The sequence below is a fragment of the Croceibacterium sp. TMG7-5b_MA50 genome (genome assembly GCF_039830145.1).
In the GTDB taxonomy this organism is placed as follows: Bacteria; Pseudomonadota; Alphaproteobacteria; order Sphingomonadales; family Sphingomonadaceae; genus Croceibacterium.
Map to the genome: position 1 here is coordinate 2,644,270 of NZ_CP156082.1, position 22,328 is coordinate 2,666,597.

Sequence of the window (22,328 nt, forward strand, 5' to 3'; positions counted from 1 at the left end):
ACCAGCCGAAGGCCCATCATGAGCAACGCCCCCTACCAGCCCGCAGCCGATCGCTATGACGGGCGCATGCCCTATCGCCGGTGCGGCCGCAGCGGGCTGGACCTCCCTGCGATCTCACTGGGGCTGTGGCAGAATTTCGGCGGGACGGACGTGTTCGAGACGGGTCGCGCGATCCTGCGCCGGGCATTCGACCGCGGCGTCACCCATTTCGACCTCGCCAATAATTATGGGCCACCCTTCGGTTCGGCGGAGGAGAATTTCGGCCGGGTGATGGCGGCGGACTTCGCGGCGCACCGCGATGAGCTGATCATCAGCAGCAAGGCCGGGTGGGACATGTGGCCGGGGCCGTATGGCGGGCCATCAGGTAGCCGCAAATATGTGATCGCCAGTTGCGAACAGAGCCTGAAACGCATGGGCCTGGACTATGTCGACATCTTCTATTCGCACCGGGTGGACGAAAGCACCCCGCTGGAAGAGACGATGGGCGCGCTGGCGCAGCTACACCGGCAGGGCAAGGCGCTGTATGTCGGCATCTCCTCCTACAGCCCTGAACTGACCCGGCAGGCGGCGGCGATCCTGGCGGAGCACAAGGTGCCGCTGCTGATACATCAGCCCAGCTATTCGCTGCTGAACCGCTGGATCGAACGCGGGCTGCTGGACACGCTGGACGATCTTGGCGTCGGCTGCATCGCCTTCTCCCCGCTGGCGCAGGGCATGCTGACCGACAAGTACCTGGACGGCGTGCCGGCAGGGTCGCGCGCCACCAAGGGCCGGTCACTGCGGGAGGGCTTCCTGTCTGAGGACAATCTGGGCCGTGTCCGCCAACTGGCGGAAATCGCCGCAGCGCGCGGGCAGAGCCTGGCGCAGATGGCGATCGCCTGGGTCCTGCGCGATCCGCGCGTGACCAGCGCACTGATCGGCGCGCGCAATGTGGAGCAGCTGGACGACAGCCTCAACGCGCTGAAGCGGGTGGATTTCACCGATGGCGAACTGGCCCGGATCGAAGCGATCGCCGCCGATGGCGGGATCAACCTGTGGGAGGTATCGTCGCGGATTACCGAAGTGCCGCAAGCGGGCGGTATGCCGCGCACCGTTTCATAGTGTTGCGTGACGGACAGAACGCCTGATTGCGGGTTGTAATCATGTGCGTAGCTGAAAGGATAGCGCGCAAGAGGGCAGCTGAAAGGATGATCGGATGTTGAGGATCATGACCGTTCTGGCGTTCGCCACCGCCATCACCGGCGTTCCCGCCGCCGCGCAGAACCTGTCGGGGATGAACTCGGCCTACAATTCCGCCGTTGAACTGCAAGGCCTTGGTGGATCAGGCGAGACGCCCACTATGCGCGCGATCAAGCTGGAGCGGGCGCGGGCGTTGTACGCCGAAGCCGCCGCCCTGCTGGAACTGGATGGCGGCACGCTTACGCCTGAACATGAGACGTATATCCGCGACAAGGCCTGCGACATCATGGGCGGTGCGCGTAAGCAGGGTAATTTCCTGGCTACCTCCGGCTGCGGACGGTTCCGGGAGAGTGCGCAACCCTCCCGCTGATCCTCACCGGAATGGGTCGATCGTGCGGATCGTGCCGTCTGGGTTGTAGGTCAGCTCCGTCACCTTGACGTTGCGCAGCCGCGTCTCGCCCGACAGCTGCGTATCGGCGTAGAACAGCCACCACTTGCCATTGTGCTCCACGATAGAATGGTGCGTCGTCCAGCCTTCCACCGGCTCCAGAATTCGGCCCTGATAGGTGAACGGGCCGTAGGGTGAGGTGCCGGTGGCATAGACCAGGTAATGCGTGTCCCCGGTCGAGTAGCTGAGATAGTACTTGCCGTTGTACTTGTGCATCCACGCCGCCTCGAAGAAGCGGCGATCGGTGTCGCCGCCCAGGATCGGCTTGCCCGTCTGGTCCACGATCTGCACGTCGCGGGGCGCTTCCGCGAAGGTCTTCATGCCCGCATCCATGCGCGCGATCTTGGGGCTAAGGGCCGGGCGGTCCGGCTGCTCCAGATCGGTCTTGGACCCGTTCGGCTGGTAGGTGCCGGTGGCCCAGCGCTGCAATTGCCCGCCCCAGATGCCGCCGAAATACATGTAGCTGGTGCCGTCATCGTCGGTGAACACCGCCGGGTCGATCGAATAGCTGCCGGGGATGGGCTGCGGATCGGGGGTGAACGGGCCGGTCGGGCTGTTGGAAGTGGCGACGCCGATGCGGAATACGCCCTGCCGGTCCTTGGCTGGGAAGTAGAGGTAGTAGGTGCCGTTCTTGAACGCCGCGTCGGGCGCCCACATCTGCCGCTCCGCCCAGGGCACCTGCGCCACGTCCAGCGCGACCGGATGGACCGTCACCGGCGCGCCGACCCGGTCCATCGACAGCACGCGGTAATCGCGCATCTCGAAATGTGCGCCGAGGTCATCCTCCGGCGTGGGTCCGTCGATGTCGTGGCTGTTGTAGACATACAGCCGCCCATTGAAGACGTGGGCGGAAGGGTCGGCCGTGTAGATCTCGCTCACCAACGGCTGCGACAGGTAGTGGCGACCATTCTGCGCCAGCGGCTCGGCATCCTTTTCCGCCGGTGCGTTGGTGCAGGCGGCACACAGGATGGTGGACGCCAGCACGGCGGCGCGGAACAATTGCATGATGGTCTCTCCCAAGACTTGTTACGATAACGCTAACACCTGTCGGACGGTGGGTGCAAGCATCACCCGACTTCCAGCACGACGGTCTGCAGGCTCACGCTATCCGCGCCCGTCATGATGTCGAAGCGGCCCGGCTCGACCACTTCCTTGAGGTCGATGTCCCACATGGAGAAGTCGCGCGGACCCAGGGTGAAACGCACGGTGCGCCGCTCGCCGGGGGCCAGCGTAACCCGCTCAAACCCCTTCAGCTCCTTGACCGGACGGGTGACGCTGGCGACCTGATCATGGAAGTAGAGCTGCACCACCTCGTCTCCGGCGCGATCACCGGTGTTGCGTACCTCCACGGTCACCTCCACCGTGCCGGCGATGCCGATGCGGCTGGCCGACAGGCGCGGCGCGGATAGTTCGAACGTGGTGTAGCTGAGGCCGTGCCCGAACGGGAACAGCGGGGCGGTGGTGTCGAACAGGTAGCCGCGCCCGACGGACGGCTTGCTGTTGTAGTAGAGCGGCAGCTGCCCTTCGTTGCGGGCCACCGTGACCGGCAGCTTGGCGCCAGGGTTCACGTCACCGAACAAAGCGTCGACCATCGCGGTGCCGCCTTCCTGTCCCGGATACCAGCATTCCAGCAGCGCATTGGCGCGCGCGGCGATGCCGGGCCAGCTTGGCGGGCGACCATTGATGGCGCACACCACCACCGGCTTTCCCAGCGCGTGCAGCGCATCGAACAGCTCGTTCTGCTCGCCCACGATGTCGATATCGGTACGGTCGCCCAGGTGATTGCGCGCGAAGCCTTCGCGGCTGGTCTGTTCGGTGTCGCCGATCGCCAGCACGATCACGTCCGCCCCGCGTGCGGCCTCCACCGCCTGCGCGATCATGCGGCGGTTCTCCGCCGGATCGGCCAGCAACACCTCGTCGGCGGAGCGGTCGTCCGACTGGGTGATCCGCACGCCCTGCGCCACCACCAGCCGCTCCGCCGGCAGCCGGGCACGCAGCGCATCGGCCAGCGTCACCACCTGGCGCGGCAGGCCGGAATAGCCGCCCAGCCGGGCGATCTCGGCATTGGGGCCGATCAGCGCGATCGTGCCCGTGCGCGCGGCGTCCAGGGGCAGGGTGCCGTCATTGGTCAGCAGGCAGAGCGACTTCCTCGCCGCCTCCAGCGCCAGCGCACGCCCCTGCGCGTCGCCGGTAATGCGCTGCGCCTCGGCCAGATCGGCGTAGGGATGTTCGAACATGCCGGCGCGGAACTTCAGCCGCAGCATGCGGGCGCAGGCGCGGTCCACATCCGCCATGGCCACGCGGCCTTCCTGCACCTGCTGCACCAGCGTGCGGAACGCCTCGCCATCGGGCAGCTCCGAATCCACCCCGGCATGCAGCGCGCGGCGGGCGGCCTCCTCCTTGTCGGCGGCGACATGGTGGATGCTGGCGAGTTCGGTAACGCCGCCATAATCGCTGACGATCGCCCCATCGAAGCCCCATTCGCCGCGCAGCACATCGCCCAGCAGCCAGCGATTGGCGTGGCTCGGCACCCCGTCCAACTCGTTGTAGGAAGGCATGACCGCGGCGATGCCGGTGCGTTCCACCACGGCGCGGAACGGCGGGAAGAAGAATTCACGCAACTCCCGCTCAGCCAGCGGGGCGGGGCCGATATTGTTGCCGGCCTGCGGCTGACCGTGCCCCGTCATGTGCTTCAGCGTGGCGAAGACGTGGCCGGGTGTCAGCGTCTCGCCGTCGCCTTGCAGGCCCAGCACGCTGGCCACGCCCATCTCGCCGCACAGATACGGGTCCTCGCCGAAAGTTTCCTCGATCCGGCCCCAGCGGGGGTCGCGCGCGATGTCGACCACTGGGGACAGCGTCAGGTGGGCGCCATGCGCGCGCACCTCCCGCCCGGTCTGCCGCTGCACCCGGCGCATCAGGTCGCGGTCGAACGTGCCGGCAAGGCCGATCGCCTGCGGGAACATGGTCGCGTCGGGCGCCATGTAGCCGTGAAGCGATTCCTCGTGGAACAGGACCGGGATGCCCAGCCGGGTCTCCTCCACCGCCCAGCGTTGCACCGCGTTGACGAAGGTGATCGTCGATTCCGCCCCTCGCCAGCGCGCGCCGGTGCCGCCAGCCACCTGCGCCGCCTGCGGCCCACCCCGCCGGTCGGAAGGGCGGGTGATCTGCCCGAACCCGGCGGGGTAGGCGCGCGCGGCCTTGCGCGGGTCGAAGTCGAGGCCGCCCGCCGCCATGATCTCGCTCTTGGTGCCCCATAGCGCGATCATCTGGCCGACCTTCTCCTCCAGGGTCATACGGGCCAGCAGGTCCGCCACGCGCAGATCGATCGGCGCGGCAGGATCGCGGTACAGCGGGCGATCCGTGCCGCCCCCTTGCGCAAAAGCTGCGGGGGCAAGGCCGATGGCGGAGGCGCTGGCAAGCCAGCAGAGCGCGCGGCGGCGGCTGAGGTTCGGCATGGTCTCTCCCGAAGCGATTATCTTGTCTTTGATAGCGCTAACGAACAGGTGCGGGGCACTCCTGTCAAGCGGCTATGGTAACGCGGATGCAGCTTGCCACTTGCCGCGCCCCGTGGATCGTGACAGCAGCTTGCCACATGGTGAAAACCTCCCGCCGACAGCGCTCCGCCCCCACGATCATCGACGTTGCCAAGCGGGCCGGCGTCTCGCCGATGACCGTCTCGCGCGTCATCAACGGGGAAAGCAATGTGCGCCCGGCCACCCGCGAGCTGGTCAATGCCGCGATCACCGCCCTGAACTACGCGCCCAATCCCGCCGCCCGCAGCCTGGCCGGGGCAGGGCAGAACCGGATCGGCCTGCTGTATGCCAATCCCAGCGCCGGGTATCTCAGCGAATTCCTGGTCGGCAGCCTCGATCAGGCGAGCCGGCGTGACGTGCAGCTGATCGTCGAACAATGCGAGCCGGGGGACCATGAGCTGCAGGTTGCTCGGCACCTGATCGAATCAGGTGTGGATGGCGTGCTGCTGCCGCCGCCACTGTGCGATTCGCCCGACCTGATCCGCCTGCTGGCGGAGGAGGAGGTCGCGACCGTACTGGTGGGCAGTGCCGTGCCGCCGGCGAACCAGCTCGCTGTCAGCATCGACGATTGCCAAGCGGCCTATGCCATGACGCGGCACATGCTGGGACTGGGGCATCTGCGCATCGGATTCATCCAGGGCGGACCGACGCTGAAGGCCAGCGCGCACCGTTATGCCGGTTATTGTTCCGCGCTCGAGGACGCGGAGGTCGCGCTCGACCTCGACCTGGTGGCGCCGGGCCTGTTCACCTACCGCTCCGGCCTCGACGCGGCGGAGCAATTGCTGGACTTGGCGGAGCCGCCGACCGCGATCTTCGCCGGCAACGACGACATGGCCGCGGCGACCGTTGCGGTGGCGCATCGGCGCGGGCTGGACGTGCCGGGCGACCTGACGGTGTGCGGGTTCGACGATACTACGCTGGCGACGACCATCTGGCCCGAACTCACCACCATCCATCAGCCGATCGCCGACATGAGCCGGGCTGCGGTGGACATGCTGGTCACGCATATCCGCCGGCAGGCCCCCCCGACGGAACGGCGGCATCAGGTGCTGCCCTACACGCTGATCCGGCGCCAGTCGGACGCGCCGCCCCGCCGCCGGCCACCGGCACGCCACGCCTGACTTGCACTCTGGCGATCATGTGATAGCGCTCACAGTCTGAGGTGGCAGCAGCCACCCTTGCGAGGAGAGTGCCCACCATGGATCGCCGGCCCGTCCGCCCCTTCCGCTCGCGCGAATGGTTTGCCGCGCCGCACCGGTCCGACATGACCGCGCTCTATCTGGAGCGTTTCATGAATTATGGTCTGACGCCGGAGGAGCTGCAGAGCGGCAAGCCGATCATCGGCATCGCGCAATCGGGCAGCGACCTGGCGCCATGCAACCGCATCCACCTGGACCTGGCGAAGCGCGTGAGGGAAGGGATCATCGCCGCGGGCGGCATTCCCATGGAATTCCCCACGGTGCCCATCTTCGAGAATTGCCGCCGGCCGACCGCCGCGCTCGACCGCAACCTGGCGGCGCTCGCCTTGACGGAAACGCTGTACGGCTACCCCATCGACGCCGTCGTGCTGACCACCGGTTGCGACAAGACCACGCCCGCCGGGATCATGGCGGCGATCACCGTCGACATTCCGGCCATCGTCCTGTCCGGCGGGCCGATGCTGGACGGCTGGCACGAAGGCGAGCTGGTGGGTTCGGGCACGGTCATCTGGCGCAGCCGCCGGAAGCTCGCCGCGGGCGAGATCGACGAGGCGGAGTTCCTGCGCCGCGCGACCGACAGCGCGCCATCGCCCGGCCATTGCAACACGATGGGGACCGCCAGCACCATGAACGCCGTGGCGGAGGCGCTGGGCCTGTCGCTGCCCGGCTGCGCGGCGATCCCGGCTCCGTATCGCGAACGTGGGCAGATGGCGTACCGCACCGGGCAGCGCATCGTGGAGATGGCGTATGAGGATCTGCGCCCGCTGACGATCCTGACGCGCGAAAGCTTCCTGAACGCGATCCGCACCTGCACCGCGATCGGCGGGTCGTCCAATGCGCAGCCGCACATCAATGCGATGGCCGCGCATGCGGGAATCACGCTCACCGCCGCCGACTGGATGGAGCATGGCTACGACCTGCCGCTGCTGGCGGACGTCCAGCCCGCCGGCCGCTTCCTGGGCGAACGGTTTCATCGTGCGGGCGGCGTACCGGCGATCCTGTGCGAACTGGCGGGCGCGGGCAAGCTCGACACCGGGTGCATGACCGTGACCGGGCGGACCATCGGGGAGAACATCGCCGGGCGCGAGGCGACGGATCGGGAGGTGATCCGCCCGTTCGACCAGCCGTTGAAGGAGACGGCGGGCTTCCTGGTGATGCACGGCAATCTGTTCGATTTCGGCATCATGAAGACCAGCGTGATCGGTCCCGAGTTCCGCGCCCGCTACCTGTCCGAACCCGGCTGGGAGAACGTGTTCGAGGCGCGCGCGGCCGTGTTCGACGGGTCGGACGATTACCACGACCGCATCAACGATCCGGCGCTGAACATCGACGAGCGCACGATCCTGGTGATCCGCGGTGCCGGCCCGGTCGGCTGGCCCGGCAGTGCGGAGGTGGTGAACATGCAGCCGCCCGATGCGCTGATCCAGCGCGGCGTGCTGACGCTGCCGACGCTGGGCGACGGGCGGCAATCGGGCACGTCGGACAGCCCGTCCATTCTCAACGTCTCGCCCGAGAGCGCGGCGGGTGGCGGGCTTTCCTGGCTGCGCGACGGGGACGTGATCCGCATCGACCTCAACATTGGGCGCGTGGACGCTTTGGTGGAGGAGGCGGAGATCGCCCGTCGCCGGGCGGAGAGCCCTGTGGCGCCGCCCGTCAGCAACACGCCGTGGGAGGAGCTGTACCGCGAAAAGGTCGGCCAGCTCGCCGATGGCGGGGTGATGGAATTTGCGCTCAAATATCGGGGGATTGCGGCGAAAACGCCGCGGCATAATCACTAGAAATTGACATTCAGGAGAGGGTTGGACGCGATGGTAGATGTGGGAGTGGCACGGGGGCCTGCGATCGGCGCGCCGCCCGAACAGGCGAATATGGGCTTCATCGCCGCCATTGTGGCGGTGGCGACGATCGGCGGGCTGCTGTTCGGTTATGACAGCGGCGCGGTGAACGGGACGCAGGAAGGGCTGACCACCGCCTTCGGCCTGTCGGAAGGCGGCCTTGGCTTTACCGTGGGTTCGCTGCTGATCGGCTGCTTCATCGGCGCGTTCTCCGCCGCGACGCTGGCGGACAGTATCGGCCGGCGCAACGTGCTGCGCCTCGCCGCGCTGCTGTTCCTGATCGGCGCGCTGGTGCAGGGCTTTGCCGGCAGCCAGGCGGTGTTCGTGATCGCGCGCATCGCGGGCGGCATCTCCGTCGGCGCGGCCAGCGTGCTGTCGCCCGCCTATATCTCTGAGGTGGCGCCCGCGCATATCCGGGGGCGGATGACCACGGTGCAGCAGATCATGATCATCACCGGGCTAACCACCGCCTTTGTCGTGAACTACTTCCTGGCGCAGGCCGCCGGCGCCTCCACCAATCTGTGGTGGGCGGGGCTGGAGGCGTGGCGTTGGATGTACCTGATGCAGGCCGTGCCCGCCGCGGTGTTCCTGGTCGCGCTGTTCTTCATCCCTGAATCGCCGCGCTTCCTGGTGGCAAAAGGCCGGCACGACCATGCCGGCGCGGTGCTGACCCGTCTGTTCGGGGAGACGGTCGCGCGGGCCAAGCTGGTGGAGATCCAGAACAGCTTCACCGGCGGTCGCCCGCCCAGCCTGTCGGACGTGCGCGCCCCCGGCACCTTCCTGCGCCCGATCGTGTGGGCGGGGCTGGTGCTCGCGGTGTTCCAGCAGCTCGTCGGCATCAACGTGATCTTCTATTATGGCTCCACCCTGTGGCAGCTGGCCGGCTTCACGGAGGATCAGTCGCTGCTGATCAACATCGTGTCGGGCGCGGTGTCGATCGCGGCCTGTTTCCTGACCATCGCGCTGGTGGACAGGATCGGGCGCAAGCCGTTGCTGCTGATCGGGTCCGCCGGCATGACGGTCACGCTGTTCGCGCTGGTCTACGCCTTTTCCAACGGCACGCTGGATGCCGCGGGGCAGCTGCAGCTGTCATCCGGCCTTGGCACACTGGCGCTGGTGGCGGCCAATCTCTACGTCATCTTCTTCAACATTAGCTGGGGCCCGATCATGTGGGTCATGCTGGGCGAGATGTTCCCCAACCAGATCCGCGGTTCCGCGTTGGCGGTGTGCGGCTTCGCGCAGTGGTTTTCCAACTACCTGATCGCGCAGAGCTTCCCCGTGATGGCGTCGGCCCTGGGGCTGGCGGCATCGTACAGCTTCTACGCCGTCTGTGCGCTGATCAGCTTCTTCCTGGTGAAGCGCTACATCCACGAGACCAAGGGCGTGGAGCTGGAGCAGATGCAGGGCTGAGCCCTTCTGCCGCAAGCTGAACAGGGGCGGGGCGCCGGTGGGTGCCCCGCCCCGTTTTATCGTGCGCAAACCTCCGCGCCGGGCCGTTCGCTACGCGGTGGGACCGGGATGCCCTTTGCCTCCGCGGAGGCTTCCAGCCGTGGACTGGGACCGGGCAGAGTGAGGTCGTTCGCGGTGGCGTAGAACGGGTCCGCCTGCGCCTCCGCCAGCGGTACGAAGCGAAAGTCGAGCTCGCGGTACAGCGCCAGCAGCCGGGGCATCATCCGGGCGTCGAACGCGCCGGCATGCAGCAGCAGCACATAGGGGATGTCGCCCCCTGTCGCGCCCTGCGCCAGCGCACGGGCCCGCAAAGCTTCCGCCCGGGCGGAGGCGAGGTAGCTGTCTTCCAGCGCGGTGATCGCCGCCTGGTCGCCCCGCGCCAGGCAGCGGGCGTACGGCGCATTCCACGCCCAGTCGCTGAAATCCATCGTCACCGCCGCGACGCGGTAGCCGCGCTGGCGCAGGGTCTCCCGCACCGCCGCCAGCCGGGCCGGATCGCGCCCTTCCGACAGGAAGGGATAGCGGAACCAGCGCCAGTCCTGCCCGGCCATCAGCCGGTCGAGCACCGGCTCGTTGCGGGCGATCTCCTCCGCGAAGGCGGCTGGTGGCAGCGCCTCGACATTCGCGTGGGACCACGCATGATTGCCCAGCGGGAAACCAGCCTGCCGCCAGGCGCGCAGCACCGCCTCTCCATCAGCGCCGCCCTTGCCGGCATTGATGAAGCCCATCGGGCGGGTGACGCCGGCATTGCCGAAGGCGGCGATCAGCGCGCGGGTGACCGCGAGGTGCGTCTCGCCCGCGGGCAGCGGATCATGCGCGGGGATGTCGTCCACCGTGATCGCCAGCAGCGGCGCATCCCCGGCGTCACCGGCAAACAGGTCGATCGGTACCGCCGCCGCCATCGCCGCGTATCCCGCCGTCGATGGGTGGAGATGGTCGCCCGAGTCGAGTGCCGGCAGCATCCGCGACGGATCGGCCGGATTGCGGATCGCGGCGTCGAAGTCGATCACCGCGTCGAACACGCCGCTGGTGCGGATGAACGCGTTGATCGCCTGCCGGTCGGCCTCGCTCTCCGGGCCCGGATGGTAGTAGTCGTTGCCGACGAAGGGCGTGATCGTGCCGCCGATCAGGCGGATGCCGTGTGTATGGGCACGCGCCGCCAGCTGGCGATAGGCGCCGGTGATCTCCGCCACGATGCGGGCATGGGCTTCCGCACTGGCGGGCGCCTCCCGCGTCAGGGTGCCAAGGTCGTTGATCCCTTCCAGCAGGATCGCATCGGTCACTCCGCTGCGGGCGATCACGTCGCGGTCGAACCGGGCGAGCAGGTTGGGGCCGATCCCGTCCAGCAATATGCGATTGCCACCGATCCCGGCATTGATCACGCCGACATGGCGCGTGGCGGCATTCGCGCCAAGGCGGGTGAGCAGGTAATCGGTCCAGCGCCGGTTGGTGTCGGGCTGCACGCCGTACCCGTCGGTGATTGAATCACCGATCGCCACGATCGTGCGCGCGGGCGCGACCTCTGCGGTGGCAGCGATCTCCACATCGGCCAGCAGGTGCCAGCCGGGGATCGGCGTCGCACCGGCAAAGGTCGGGTCCTCCAGATGCTCGCCCGCCATGGTGAAGGCGGTCGCGCGCGATCCGGGATGGCCGGTCCGCACCGCCGGCGCGGCGGGCAGGTGCAGCGTGACGGCAAGGTCGCTGCCGCCCTGCGTCGCCAGCATGACCGGATCGGAATAGACCTCCGCCCCCGCCGGGATGCGCACCCACGATGCGCCGGCGAAGGTTAGCGCCCGGTGGCTGCCGTCCACCAGTGCGGGTTGGCCGGTCGCGGCGACCAGGCCCACGGCGGCGCCGTCCACGACCAGCGGCTGCGTGCCGAAGATGTTGGACAGGCGCACCCGCAGGGTCGGCCCGCCGATCGACAGGCGCACTACCTGCCGCACGCTGACGGGGCCGGGCAGCGGGGCCTTGTCCGCCTCCGCCCCTTCGACCCGGATTTGTGCCGTACCCCAGCTGGCGGTCCAGTCCTGCGCGCCCGCGCCGCTGCCCGCCAGCAGCAGCGCGGCGGCACTGCCCAGCCAGAGGCGGCGCATCACTGCCCTGGGCAAACCGCACCCTCCGGATCGGTCACCAGCCGGGCATCGGCGATGGCGAGGGTGAAGGGCGCATTCGCCGCCACCTTCACCGGCACCGCCATGGTGGTCATGTCGCTGCCGGCCGCGCGGAAGCACTTCAGCGGCACGCGCAAGGTGCGCCAGGCGGGATCGGCGCCCATCTGCGGCGTCACGTCCACCAGGCCGTCGCCCATGCCCACGCGCACGGCCCCGGTCGGCGCGGCATCCACGCGGTACTGCAATTGCAGCAGCACGTCGGCGTTCGTCTCCCGCGTTAGGTCCAGCGTCGGTCCCACGATCATCGCGGTGGCAGGTGCGCTCCAGGTCAGTTGCACCGCGCCCTCCTGCGTCTCCGGCCCGTCCACCGGACGCTGCGCCAGACCCTCTGCCTGTTCCAGCGCAAACGGTTGCGGCACACGGCCGCGGGCGAAATACAGGCTGGTATTGGCCAGGCTGGCATCGACGCCCGCCACCTCGCCCAATTGCGGCACGGTGCCGCCCTGCGCATAGCTGAGCCCGTAGCCGAGCGGGAACAGCGGGTCGTAGCCGGCCTGCCCGGCATTCAGCGTGAACTGCCCGGCATTCTTGGGCCAGCTGAAGGACAGCTTGCCAACGAAGTCATTGCGGGGCGTGCCATCGGCGCCGGCGATCAGCACGTCGGCGATGCCGCCGCCTTCGGTGCCGGGCAGCCAGCCGGCGACGAACGCATCGGATTGGTTCAGCTCCGGATTCACCCATAGCGGCCGGCCGGACAGGAACACCGAGATGGTCGGGATACCCGCCGCCTTCAGCCGCTTGAGCACCTCCAGCGCCTGCTTGTCGCCGGCCTCGAACTCCAGCGTGCGGATGTCGCCGCGCATCTCTGCGTAGGGCAACTCGCCAAACACCACGATCGCGGCATCGGGCTTGGCGGTGAAGCTGCCGTCGACGCTCAACGTCGCGGAGCCGCCGCCTGCCTGCATCGCTTCCGCAATGCCGGCATAGATCGACTGCCCGTTGGGAAAATCGGCATTGGTGTTGCCGTCACCCTGCCAGCTCAGCGTCCATCCGCCGGACTGCTTGCCGATATCGTCCGCATGGGTGCCGGCGACCAGCAGGCGCGCGCTTGGCTTCAGCGGCAGGACCCCGTCATTCTTCAGCAGGACCAGCGACTGGCGCACCGCCTCGCGCGCGATCGCCCGGTGTTCCGGCGCGCCGATCACGCCCGCACGGTCCGTCCAGGGCCGCGCCGGATCGAACAGTCCCAACCGGTGCTTGACGCGCAGGATGCGGCGCACGGCATCGTCCACCCGCTCCATCGGGATGGTGCCCGCGCGCACCTGCGTGATGGTGCTGTCGAACAGGCCTTTCCAGCTGTCGGGCGCCATCGCCATGTCGAGCCCGGCGGTGAAGGTCTGCGCGCAATCGGTGGTGGTGCAGCCGGGAATCTGGCCATGACCGTTCCAGTCGCCGACGATGAACCCGTCGAACCCCATCCGGCCCTTCAACACGTCGGTCAGCAGCGACCGGTTGCCGTGCATCTTCTGCCCCTGCCATGAATTGAACGATGCCATGACGGTCATCGCGCCGGCCGCGATCGCTGGGGGGTAGCCGGCGGAATGGATGCGGATCAGCTCCGCCTCCGGAATGTTCGTCTCCCCCTGGTCCACGCCGTCCGTGGTGCCGCCATCGCCCAGGAAGTGCTTGACGCTGCCTGCCAGCCGCCCGTCCTGGATCGTGCCCGAGGCATTGGCACCCTGCAGCCCTTCGACCATGGCGCCGGCAAAGGCGCGGACCACGGCGGGGTCTTCCGAATAGCCTTCGTAGGTGCGGCCCCATCGATCGTCCTGCGGCACGGCCACGGTGGGCGCGAAGGTCCAGTTGATACCGGCGGCAGCCGCCTCCTTCGCCGTCGCTTCCCCGATCCGGCGGATCAGGTCCGGGTTGCGGGTGGCGCCGAGTGCGACATTGTGGGGGAAGAGCACGGCGCCCACGATGTTGTTGTTGCCGTGCACGGCATCCACGCCGAACAGCAGCGGTATGGCGTTGTGCCCGTCGCGCCGTTCCATGGCCACCGCCTCGAACGCCTTGGACGTGGCCGCCCAGTCAGCGCCATTGGCGCGGTCGCCCTTGCCCAGCGGCGGGGACGACCCGCCCGCCAGGACGGAGCCGAGCGGATAGCGGCGCAGATCCTCCGGCACGATGGAGGCGATGTCCGCCTGCACCATCTGGCCGACCTTCTCCTCCAGGCTCATGCGCGCCATCAGTTCGGTGACGAACGCCTCCGTCTCCGGCACGATCAGCCCGCGGCTGTCCACCTCTGGCCACATGGCGGGATTGGCGACGCCGCGCTCCTCCCCGGCGGGCGCCGCCTGCTGCGCCGCGGCGGCACCGGCCAGCAAGGCCGCAACGGGCAGTGCCGCCCACCCGATGGATCGAAACGCCTTCTTCATGTCCTCAGCTCCTTGCCCATCCGGCTTGTAATTGATAACGTTACCGCGAACTGCAGGCTATGCCCGTCCAAGCATGGCATTGCGCCTGCCGACGATCGGCCTACATGGCGCGGCAGCTGTCCCTTCCACGCGTGAAAAGGATCTATTCCATGGCGACACTCACCGCACCTGCCGCAGGCGAACTGCGCTCCATCGACGCTGCCACCGGGGAGCCGTTCGGCGAGCCCTTCGCCACCAACAGCGCGGACGACGTGGATGCCGCCTGCGCGGCCGCGGCTGCCGCGTTCGACGATTACCGCAGCCGCCCGCTGGAAGAACGCGCCGCGTTCCTGGACCGCATCGCGGACGAGATCATGGGCATCGGCGATCCGCTGATCGAGGCGGCCATGCGCGAATCCGGCCTGCCGCGCGCCCGGCTGGAAGGCGAGCGAGGCCGCACTGTCGGCCAGCTGAAGCTGTTCGCGCAGGTGGTGCGTGACGGGCACTTCCTGGGTCTGCGCGTCGATCCCGCGCTGCCCGAACGCCAGCCGCTGCCCCGCCCGGACCTGCGCCTGCGCAAGGTACCGCTCGGCCCCGTGGCCGTGTTCGGCGCGTCCAACTTCCCGCTCGCCTTCTCCACTGCGGGCGGCGACACCGCCTCCGCCTTGGCGGCGGGCTGCCCGGTGATCGTGAAGGGTCATGGCGCCCACCCCAAGACCGGCTCGCTCGTCGCCGATGCGATCAAGCGCGCCGTCACCGCCTGTAACATGCCCGAAGGCGTGTTCGGCCATGTGCTTGGGTCCGGCAACACGGTCGGCGGCGCGCTGGTGAAGGATCCGCGCATCGCCGCGGTCGGCTTCACCGGTTCGCGTGGCGGCGGCACCGCGCTGATGAAGCTGGCGCAGGCCCGCCCGGTGCCGATCCCGGTCTATGCCGAGATGTCGAGCATCAACCCCGTGCTGCTGATGCCGGAGGCGCTGAAGGCGCGCGGCGCCGCGCTCGGCACCGCGTTCGTCGCCTCGCTGACCATGGGCGCCGGCCAGTTCTGCACCAATCCCGGCCTGCTGCTGGCGGTCGAGGGTGAGGGGCTGGACGCCTTCCTGGACGCGGCGCGCGCCGCGATGGGCGATGCGCCGGCCTCCACCATGCTGACGCCGGGCATACACGCCGCCTACAACGAAGGTGTCGAGGAACTGGCGAAGCACGCCAAGGTGGAGACGATCGCGCGTGGCCAGGCCGGGCAGGGCGTCACCTGTGGGCAGGCCGCGCTGTTCGCCACCACGGCGGAGGCGTTCCTGGCCGATGCGGCGCTGGGCCATGAAGTGTTCGGCGCATCCAGCCTGCTGGTCCGCTGCCGTGACGAGGCGGAGCTGGTGCGCGTGCTGCAGGAGGCCGAGGGCCAGCTGACCGCGACCATCCAGATGGATGCGGGCGACACCGCCATGGCGCAGCGGCTGCTGCCCGAGCTGGAGCTGAAGGCCGGCCGCGTGCTTGCCAATGGCTGGCCGACCGGCGTGGAAGTGGCGCATGCCATGGTCCATGGAGGGCCGTTCCCGTCCACCAGCGACGGGCGCACCACCAGCGTCGGCACCATGGCGATCGACCGCTATCTGCGGCCGGTCTCCTACCAGAACCTGCCGGAGGAGCTGCTGCCGGTAGAGCTGCGCGACGGCGCCGCCCTGCCGAAGCTGGTGGACGGCAAGCCGGCCTGAGCCACCTGCGATACCTGGGCCGACCATCCCGGTCGGCTCAGGCCATCGCCACTGCCGGGTGCGGCCCGGCATAATGGTCGAGGAATTGCTGGTGCGCCGGCAGCCGATCGACCGCGGCGGCGGTGCCCGCCTGCATGTCGGCCAGTGCCTGCCGCAGCCGATCCGGCGACATCAGCCGGGCGAGGTGGTGATGGCCGGCAGGTTCCAGCCGCTGGCCCAGCATCACCTGCACCCAGCTGTCGACCCGGAAAAGGTCGTCCGCCCCCTGCCACGCCTGCGCGCCTTCACGCCACAGCGCGATCCGTTCGACCAGCGTGGCGGGCAGGTCCATCGCGCGCGCGCGCTGCCAGAACGGCTCCGGCCGCTGATTTAGCGCGTAATGCAGGACAACAAAATCGCGCACCCGCTCCAGCTCCCGGCTGGCCAGATCGTTGAACCGCGCGGCGCGGGCGGTGGTGGCGCCGTCGAAGGGGAATAGCTGCAACAGGCGGGTAATGGCGATCATGGTCAGGTGGATGCTGGTTGATTCCAGCGGCTCCACAAACCCGCTCGCCAGGCTCAGCGCCACGCAATTGTTGATCCACACGCGCTTGCGCCGGCCGGTGGCGAAGCGGATCAGGCGCGGCTCCGTCAGCGGCTCGCCCTCGACGCTCGCCAGCAGGCGGGCATGCGCCTCGTCGTCGGACAGGTGATCGGCGGCATAGACCAGCCCGTTGCCCACGCGGTGCTGTAACGGGATCTGCCAGCGCCAGCCGGCATCGTGCGCCACCGCGCGGGTGAACGGCACCGCCGGCCCGGTGGCGCGCGTCTGCATGGCGAGCGCGCGGTTGGTGGGCAGCCAGTGGCCCCAATCCTCCCACCCGGCGGCGAACTCTCCCTCAATCAGCAGCGCACGAAAGCCGGTGCAATCTATGAACAGGTCGCCTTCGATGCGCTCGCCGCCCTCCAGCACCAGCGCCGCGATGTCGCCGCTGGCGCCATCCCGCTCGACCCGGTTGATGCGCCCTTCCACGCGGGTCAATCCCTGCGTCTCCGCCCGTTGACGCAGATACGCGGCGTAGCGGCCGGCATCGAAGTGGTAGGCGTAGGACAAGGCGGCGCCTTCGTCCGCGGTGAAGCGGCCGGCGCGCGCCGCCTCGTGCTCCACGCAGCAGGCGCCGATGTCACCGGCGACGCCCTGCCGGCGCGCTTCCAGCCACAAATGATGGAACTCCGCCATCCAGGTGCCCCGGCCCAGCGTGCCGAAGGAGTGGATGTAGCGGTCGCCGACCCGTGCCCAATCCTCGAAACTGATGCCTAGCTTGAAGGTGGCGCCGGTGGCGCGCAGGAACTCGCGCTCGTCCAATCCCAGCAGGGCATGGAACGGGCGGATGGTAGGGATGGTCGCCTCGCCCACGCCAACCGTGCCGATCGCATCCGATTCCACCAGCGTCACGGCGACCTGGTCGCGCAACTGCCGCGTCAGCGCGGCCGCCGCCAGCCAGCCGGCGGTGCCGCCGCCTGCGATTACCACGCGCTTCATCGGTTCAGCCTTTGCAGCAGCCGCGCGCGCAGGCGGCGGGCGGCGATGTCATCCAGCGGGGCGAGCGGACCCTGCGCATGCTCCGGCAGATGCGCGGCGGGCAGGTCAGGCGGACCCCACAGGTAATAGTCGAACATGGCGCGCCACGCCTGCTTCTCCGCTTCCGGCCGGTCGCGCAGGCTGAGGAGGCCCGACAGCAGCGTGTTCATCGGCGTGTCGAGGAAGCGCGGCACCGGGTTCCACCAGTAATTGATCATGGCGTTGAACCCGTCCAGCGCCTCCACATTGTGCCACCACAGTGCGGGGTAGAGCAGCACGTCGCCCCCCTCCATCTCCGCCACCTGCGCCCGTGCCAGTGCTTGCGCGAAGCGCGGATAGCGGATGTGGTCGGGTGCGTTAAGGTCCACCATGGACACGACCTGCCCGCCAGGTGTCGGCTCCAGCGGGCCGGGATAGAGATTGGCGATCTGGTCCGGCGGGAACAGGGTGAAACGGCGCCGGCCGACCATGCAGCAGGCGATGTTGTTCGACATGTCGTAATGCGTGGCGGCGATCGTGCGATTGCCCAGCCAGATGCTGATTGTCGGTTCCCCGCCCAACGTGGCGGCGTCCAGCGCTGGCCCGTTCTCCGCGCGCAGCCCTGGCAGGAAGGTGTCGAGATCGGCGGAACCGAGATAGATCGCTGGCGCGGCCGGGTCGCCCAGTGTCGCGGCGATACGGCCGAGGTAATCGGCCAGGGGCGCCTGCTCCGCCCGGAAGTTCAGGCCGGTTATGTCGTCATTGTAGAAGAAGCGCCCGCCGATCGCCGGGTCGCCGGTATAGCCGACCATGGCATGCCCGGCGTCGAACCGGCGCAGGTAGTCCATCGCGGCGTGCGGCCCCGCCAGCCCGGCGCGTACCAGCGGCCAGTCCCGGCCGAATCCACGCAGCAGCACCGGCTGCCCGTCCGCCAGCAGCTCCGCCATCGGGATCGTGTCCCAACCGTCGGAGTCGATCTTGCGCACCGCCTCAGTCACCGCGCGCCTGCTTCAATTCGATCAGCCGGGCCATGTTGCCAAGCGATGCCTGCTGCAGGAAGGCGAGCCGCAGCACGCCTGTGCGGTTCAGCCGTTCCAGCGTGGCGCCGTCCAGCGCCGCCAGCCGGTCCGCGCCGACGGTGTGGTACTGGTTCAGCACTACCTCCCGCCCGCTGCCCAACGTGACGGTGATCGCCACCGGTTCGATCAGGCCGGCCTCCTCCAGCGCGGCGAACATCGCCTGCGCCGCCGGCAGTCCTTCGCCGATGACCCGCAGGTGGCGTGTCGCCTGCTGCAATGCCGGCGCGTTGCCACCATGGGGCAGGAACAGCGGTTCCCCCACCTCGCGCCCGATACGTGGATCGGCGAGGTCCACATGGAGGGTCGCCTCCCCGGTCTGCGGCCGCAGGGCGACGCTGAACGGCCCACGCGCCTGCACCGCGGGCACGATGCGGCTGGTCCAGCGGGTGCCGTCCAGGAACAGGTTCTCCCCCCGCTCCAGCCCCAGCAGCACGACCGCATGCCAGGCGCCGGCATCGTCGCGCCGGAACAGGATCGGAAACTCGCGGGCCAGCCCCTCGAACTCGCCGGGCAGGGCCAGCATCTGGTTCACCGCATCGCCGAATTCCGGACCGTGGCGCCAGGCCACGCGCAAATCGTGATGGTCGATGCTGTCGAGTGCGACGGGTGCGTTCATGAAAGAAGTCCAGTTGCAACGGGGCCGCTCGCAAGCGGCCCCGTCACCCCCGCTCAGAAGCGGAACCGCGCGCCCAGGAAATAGCGCGGCTTCAGCTCCGATGCGAAGAACATCTGCCGTTCGCTGCGCCCGTAGGTCCGGACCGTCGCGCTCAGCAGGTTGATCGCTTCGAACGACACCGCGATGTTATCCGTGATGTCGTAGCTTGTGGCGAGGTCGAGCGTGCCGAAAGCCTTGGTGAAGACCGGGTTGCGGTTCACGCCGCCCCGGTTCAGCCCCGACAGGAAGCTGGCGCGCCAGTTGTAAGCCAGCCTGGCGGAGAAGCCGTACTTTTCGAAGATGCCGGTCACGTTCAGCGTGTCCGACAGGCCGATCAGCGCGAACTGGTCCACCCCGATCGGCGCGCCGCGATCCGCATCCACGTCGCCATTGACGTTGGTGTAGGAGCCCGAGACGCCGAAGCCGCTGTCGCCGAAGAAGTGCTGCGCCTGCAATTCAAAACCGTAGATGTTGGCCGACCGGTTGTTGATCGGCGTGGTCACCTGGAAATTGAACAGCGGGTCGGCCGCATTGGCGGTGACGTCGAACTGCGCCAGGATGCTGTCAACATAGGTCTGCGACAGGTTGCCGTTGACGATGTTCCCCTGGAACTCCGCCGAGGCGGCCTGCAGGTTGCCGTTATATTTGTCGAGCAAGGCGGTCAGCGTGAACAGCTCCGCCTCCGTCCCGTCGAGACCCAGGCGCTGGAGTTCGCCCAGCGCGGCGCCGGAACGGGTGCCCGGCGCACCGCTGGTGGGATCGCGCAGGCCGAACAGGTTCTGTTCGACCACGCCGGAGCCGACGAAATTGTTCACCTTCTTGGCGAAGAAGCCGAACGAGACGTAGCTCGACCGGTCGTAATACCATTCCAGCGACACGTCGAAATTGTCGGAGATCAGCGGGCGCAGACCCGGATTGCCGGTCGTGCCGGTCGCCTGCCCGTCCAGCGCCGTCGGCCGCCCCGGCGCCTGTGCGCTGGTGGAGGCGAACAGGTTGCCGTAATCGGGACGGGCCAGCGTGCGGCTGTACGACACGCGGGCGACCACATCGTCCGCCGGTTCGATCTGGAAATCGATGGACGGCAGCAGGTTGTTGTACTCGCCATCCGCCACGACGTCCTGCAGGTCGTTGCCGACATTGACGCTGAAGTCGTTGTCGGACGTCCAGATGATCGCGTTGGGGATCGCCTGCTGCGCGACCGAATCCACCTTGGTGTTCTCGTACCGGACGCCGGCCGTGATCCGGGCATCACGCCCGCCGATGTCGAAGCCGAAGGTCGTCTGCGCATAGACCGCCAGGATCTTCTCCGACACCTCGTCGAAGTCGTTGGAGGTGACGCGCCGCTGGTTGGTGGCCGTGGGCGCCTGCGTGCCGGGGATCAGCGGCTGCCGGTCCTGCGCGTAGATGGGCGAGAAGATGTTCAGCAGGTCCACGGCGTTGCCACGGAACGAGATCTCGTTGCTGGTGGCGTCGAACTTGTCGAACTTACAGCCCTGGCAGAACTGTTCGACCAGATCGCCGGCGAATTGCTGGATGTCGCCGGCTTGCGTGATGCCCCAGTCGCCCAAGATCTGTTCGGTCTGGCTGCGCGCGCTGGTCATCTTGGAATCGATGTAGGTCGCGCCCACGTCGAACCGGTCGCCATCGCCGAAGTCCCAGCCCAGGTCCGCACGCAGCTGGTTGATCCGCTGTTCCTGGCGCGAGGCATTGGTGCGCCCGACCTGGGAGCCCAAGTCGCCAATGTCGAGCACGCCGTTGCGATTGCCGTTGATGTCGTTCAGCACATAGCTTTGCGCCGGAATGTCACCGGTGTGATCCGCCGAGTGGCGATCAATCACCGGGGCGCCCATGCTGAACAGCGTGGAGCTGGCACCATTGACGGCGTCAGGCTTCGTCTCTGACTTGGAATGGTTGCCATCCAGGCTCAGCGTCAGCCCTTCGGCAATATCGTAGGTGGCGTTCAGGCCATAGGATTGCAGCTCGCTCTTGGTGGCGCGGTACTGCTGCTCGAACCCCATGTCCTTGGTGACGTAGCGGCTGCCTTCCTCCAGGAAGACGGCGGTGCGCACCACCGGGTCATCGTCGAACACCACGCGGTCGAACGGCGTGTTGAACCAGTTGGTCTGGTCGTTGCGCGCCTCGCTCACGGCATTCTGCGCATACAGCGCGTCACCCGTGATCGTCAGCCCGTCGAAGGGGCGGAACTGCATGGTGAGCGAGCCATTGATGCGCTCACGTTCGAAGGTGGAGTAGTTGTACCGGCTGTCGTCGGGGATGCCCACCAGCTGGCTGGCATCGCTGGGCGCGTTCTCCACCACCGTCGGATTGTTGCCGGTGCGCACGATAGTGGCGACATCGGAGTAGGGGCGGATGGTCCAGCCATTGATGGTGGAGCTCGCCGCCGCGCTCTTGCGCAGCTGATATGCGCCGAAGGCGGATACACCGAATGTGTCGGCGGGGTTGGACCAGCTGACGACGCCGGTGACCTCCGGCGTGACGCTGAAGCCGTCGCGGCTGGCGTCGTACAGCCCCTTGGCGCCGACGGAGCCGCGCAGCCCTTCCGCCGGGCCTTCCAGCGGGCGCTGCGTCACGACGTTGATGCTGGCGCCGATGCCGCCGGTCGGCACTGCGGCGCGGCCGGTCTTGTACACTTCCAGCCGGGTGACGCCTTCCGACGCCAGGTTCTGGAAGTCGAACGAACGGCTGGTCGCACGCCCGAAATCGACGGAGGCGTCGCCGCCGATCGCGTTGACGTCGGATGTCGCCAGCTGGCGACCATTGACGGTGACGAGGTTGAACGACGGGCCGAAGCCGCGCACCGTGACCTGCGACCCTTCGCCATTGCGGCGGTCGATCGACACGCCGGGAATACGCTGCAGCGACTCGGCCAGGTTGGTGTCGGGGAACTTGCCGATATCCTCAGCACTGATCGCATCGACCACGCCGACCGAGTTGCGCTTGATCTCCGCCGCCGCCTCCAGGCTGGCGCGCACGCCGGTGACGATGATCTCGTCACCCTCGACACTGTCAGCCGCGGGTAGGCCGGTGGGCAGCGTGCCCACACCCTGTCCGCCGGTTTCCGTCTCGCTGCCGGGTTGCGGGTTGGTCGGCTCGCCCGTCGCCTGGGCGAGTGCCGGCGCCAGCGGAAGCGCAGCGGTTAACGCTAACACA

General features: G+C 68.3%; 14 protein-coding genes. 6 read left to right on the top strand and 8 right to left on the bottom strand.

Annotated elements, in window-relative coordinates; all coding sequences use genetic code 11:
• Positions 1 to 18: 18 nt before the first annotated feature.
• Complete coding sequence (mgrA, locus tag V5740_RS12395) at positions 19 to 1,101, top strand: L-glyceraldehyde 3-phosphate reductase (protein ID WP_347302786.1); 1,083 nt, start codon at positions 19 to 21, stop codon at positions 1,099 to 1,101.
• 106 nt (positions 1,102 to 1,207) lie between these two features.
• Positions 1,208 to 1,549 carry a hypothetical protein gene (locus V5740_RS12400; protein WP_347302787.1) on the top strand — a complete coding sequence of 114 codons (342 nt, stop codon included), beginning with the start codon at positions 1,208 to 1,210 and terminating at the stop codon, positions 1,547 to 1,549.
• Positions 1,550 to 1,552: 3 nt separating this feature from the next.
• Here the strand turns inward: V5740_RS12400 and V5740_RS12405 are convergent, their stop codons facing one another.
• Both V5740_RS12405 and V5740_RS12410 read right to left on the bottom strand, forming a co-directional pair.
• The gene (locus V5740_RS12405) at positions 1,553 to 2,632 is read right to left on the bottom strand and encodes a glycoside hydrolase family 43 protein (RefSeq protein ID WP_347302788.1); all 1,080 of its coding nucleotides are present in this window, start codon (positions 2,630 to 2,632) and stop codon (positions 1,553 to 1,555) included.
• A gap of 62 nt (positions 2,633 to 2,694) precedes the next feature.
• The gene (locus V5740_RS12410) at positions 2,695 to 5,082 is read right to left on the bottom strand and encodes a glycoside hydrolase family 3 N-terminal domain-containing protein (protein WP_347302789.1); all 2,388 of its coding nucleotides are present in this window, start codon (positions 5,080 to 5,082) and stop codon (positions 2,695 to 2,697) included.
• 137 nt (positions 5,083 to 5,219) lie between these two features.
• Between V5740_RS12410 and V5740_RS12415 the strand changes: the two genes are divergently transcribed.
• From V5740_RS12415 to V5740_RS12425, 3 genes are all read left to right on the top strand, one after another.
• On the top strand, positions 5,220 to 6,281 hold the full coding sequence (locus V5740_RS12415) for a LacI family DNA-binding transcriptional regulator (RefSeq protein ID WP_347302790.1): 1,062 nt from the start codon (positions 5,220 to 5,222) through the stop codon (positions 6,279 to 6,281).
• A 77-nt stretch (positions 6,282 to 6,358) separates the two neighbouring features.
• On the top strand, positions 6,359 to 8,137 hold the full coding sequence (locus tag V5740_RS12420) for an IlvD/Edd family dehydratase (protein WP_347302791.1): 1,779 nt from the start codon (positions 6,359 to 6,361) through the stop codon (positions 8,135 to 8,137).
• A gap of 45 nt (positions 8,138 to 8,182) precedes the next feature.
• Complete coding sequence (locus tag V5740_RS12425; protein ID WP_347302792.1) at positions 8,183 to 9,604, top strand: sugar porter family MFS transporter; 1,422 nt, start codon at positions 8,183 to 8,185, stop codon at positions 9,602 to 9,604.
• Positions 9,605 to 9,660: 56 nt separating this feature from the next.
• Here V5740_RS12425 and V5740_RS12430 read toward each other — a convergent pair whose 3' ends face one another.
• Positions 9,661 to 11,739 (bottom strand): SGNH/GDSL hydrolase family protein, encoded by a 2,079-nt coding sequence (locus tag V5740_RS12430; RefSeq protein ID WP_347302793.1) that lies wholly within the window; start codon positions 11,737 to 11,739, stop codon positions 9,661 to 9,663.
• A complete protein-coding gene (locus V5740_RS12435; protein WP_347302794.1) occupies positions 11,739 to 14,192 on the bottom strand; it encodes a glycoside hydrolase family 3 N-terminal domain-containing protein in 2,454 nt (817 codons plus the stop codon). The genes V5740_RS12430 and V5740_RS12435 overlap by 1 nt, the downstream gene beginning before the upstream one ends.
• 149 nt (positions 14,193 to 14,341) lie before the next feature.
• Here V5740_RS12435 and V5740_RS12440 point away from each other — a divergent pair, with 149 nt between their 5' ends.
• Positions 14,342 to 15,883: an aldehyde dehydrogenase (NADP(+)) gene (locus tag V5740_RS12440; RefSeq protein ID WP_347302795.1), complete on the top strand. Its 1,542-nt coding sequence runs from the start codon at positions 14,342 to 14,344 to the stop codon at positions 15,881 to 15,883.
• Between the two features lie 37 nt (positions 15,884 to 15,920).
• Here V5740_RS12440 and V5740_RS12445 read toward each other — a convergent pair whose 3' ends face one another.
• From V5740_RS12445 to V5740_RS12460, 4 genes are read right to left on the bottom strand one after another with little or no spacing between them, the layout of a single operon-like run.
• The gene (locus V5740_RS12445) at positions 15,921 to 17,405 is read right to left on the bottom strand and encodes a tryptophan halogenase family protein (RefSeq protein ID WP_347302796.1); all 1,485 of its coding nucleotides are present in this window, start codon (positions 17,403 to 17,405) and stop codon (positions 15,921 to 15,923) included.
• Complete coding sequence (locus tag V5740_RS12450) at positions 17,402 to 18,370, bottom strand: cupin-like domain-containing protein (RefSeq protein ID WP_347304523.1); 969 nt, start codon at positions 18,368 to 18,370, stop codon at positions 17,402 to 17,404. The genes V5740_RS12445 and V5740_RS12450 overlap by 4 nt, the downstream gene beginning before the upstream one ends.
• Before the next feature lie 43 nt (positions 18,371 to 18,413).
• Positions 18,414 to 19,118: a SapC family protein gene (locus tag V5740_RS12455; RefSeq protein ID WP_347302797.1), complete on the bottom strand. Its 705-nt coding sequence runs from the start codon at positions 19,116 to 19,118 to the stop codon at positions 18,414 to 18,416.
• 53 nt (positions 19,119 to 19,171) lie between these two features.
• Complete coding sequence (locus V5740_RS12460; protein ID WP_347302798.1) at positions 19,172 to 22,327, bottom strand: TonB-dependent receptor; 3,156 nt, start codon at positions 22,325 to 22,327, stop codon at positions 19,172 to 19,174.
• Position 22,328: the final 1 nt, after the last annotated feature.

What these genes read in the sequence shown, in the direction of transcription:
- mgrA (WP_347302786.1), top strand. Translation starts at nt 19, where the DNA reads ATGAGCAACGCCCCCTACCAGCCCGCAGCCGATCGCTATGACGGGCGC.
- V5740_RS12400 (WP_347302787.1), top strand. Translation starts at nt 1,208, where the DNA reads ATGACCGTTCTGGCGTTCGCCACCGCCATCACCGGCGTTCCCGCCGCC.
- V5740_RS12405 (WP_347302788.1), bottom strand. Translation starts at nt 2,632, where the DNA reads ATGCAATTGTTCCGCGCCGCCGTGCTGGCGTCCACCATCCTGTGTGCC.
- V5740_RS12410 (WP_347302789.1), bottom strand. Translation starts at nt 5,082, where the DNA reads ATGCCGAACCTCAGCCGCCGCCGCGCGCTCTGCTGGCTTGCCAGCGCC.
- V5740_RS12415 (WP_347302790.1), top strand. Translation starts at nt 5,220, where the DNA reads ATGGTGAAAACCTCCCGCCGACAGCGCTCCGCCCCCACGATCATCGAC.
- V5740_RS12420 (WP_347302791.1), top strand. Translation starts at nt 6,359, where the DNA reads ATGGATCGCCGGCCCGTCCGCCCCTTCCGCTCGCGCGAATGGTTTGCC.
- V5740_RS12430 (WP_347302793.1), bottom strand. Translation starts at nt 11,739, where the DNA reads ATGCGCCGCCTCTGGCTGGGCAGTGCCGCCGCGCTGCTGCTGGCGGGC.
- V5740_RS12435 (WP_347302794.1), bottom strand. Translation starts at nt 14,192, where the DNA reads ATGAAGAAGGCGTTTCGATCCATCGGGTGGGCGGCACTGCCCGTTGCG.
- V5740_RS12440 (WP_347302795.1), top strand. Translation starts at nt 14,342, where the DNA reads ATGGCGACACTCACCGCACCTGCCGCAGGCGAACTGCGCTCCATCGAC.
- V5740_RS12445 (WP_347302796.1), bottom strand. Translation starts at nt 17,405, where the DNA reads ATGAAGCGCGTGGTAATCGCAGGCGGCGGCACCGCCGGCTGGCTGGCG.
- V5740_RS12450 (WP_347304523.1), bottom strand. Translation starts at nt 18,370, where the DNA reads ATGGCGGAGCTGCTGGCGGACGGGCAGCCGGTGCTGCTGCGTGGATTC.
- V5740_RS12455 (WP_347302797.1), bottom strand. Translation starts at nt 19,118, where the DNA reads ATGAACGCACCCGTCGCACTCGACAGCATCGACCATCACGATTTGCGC.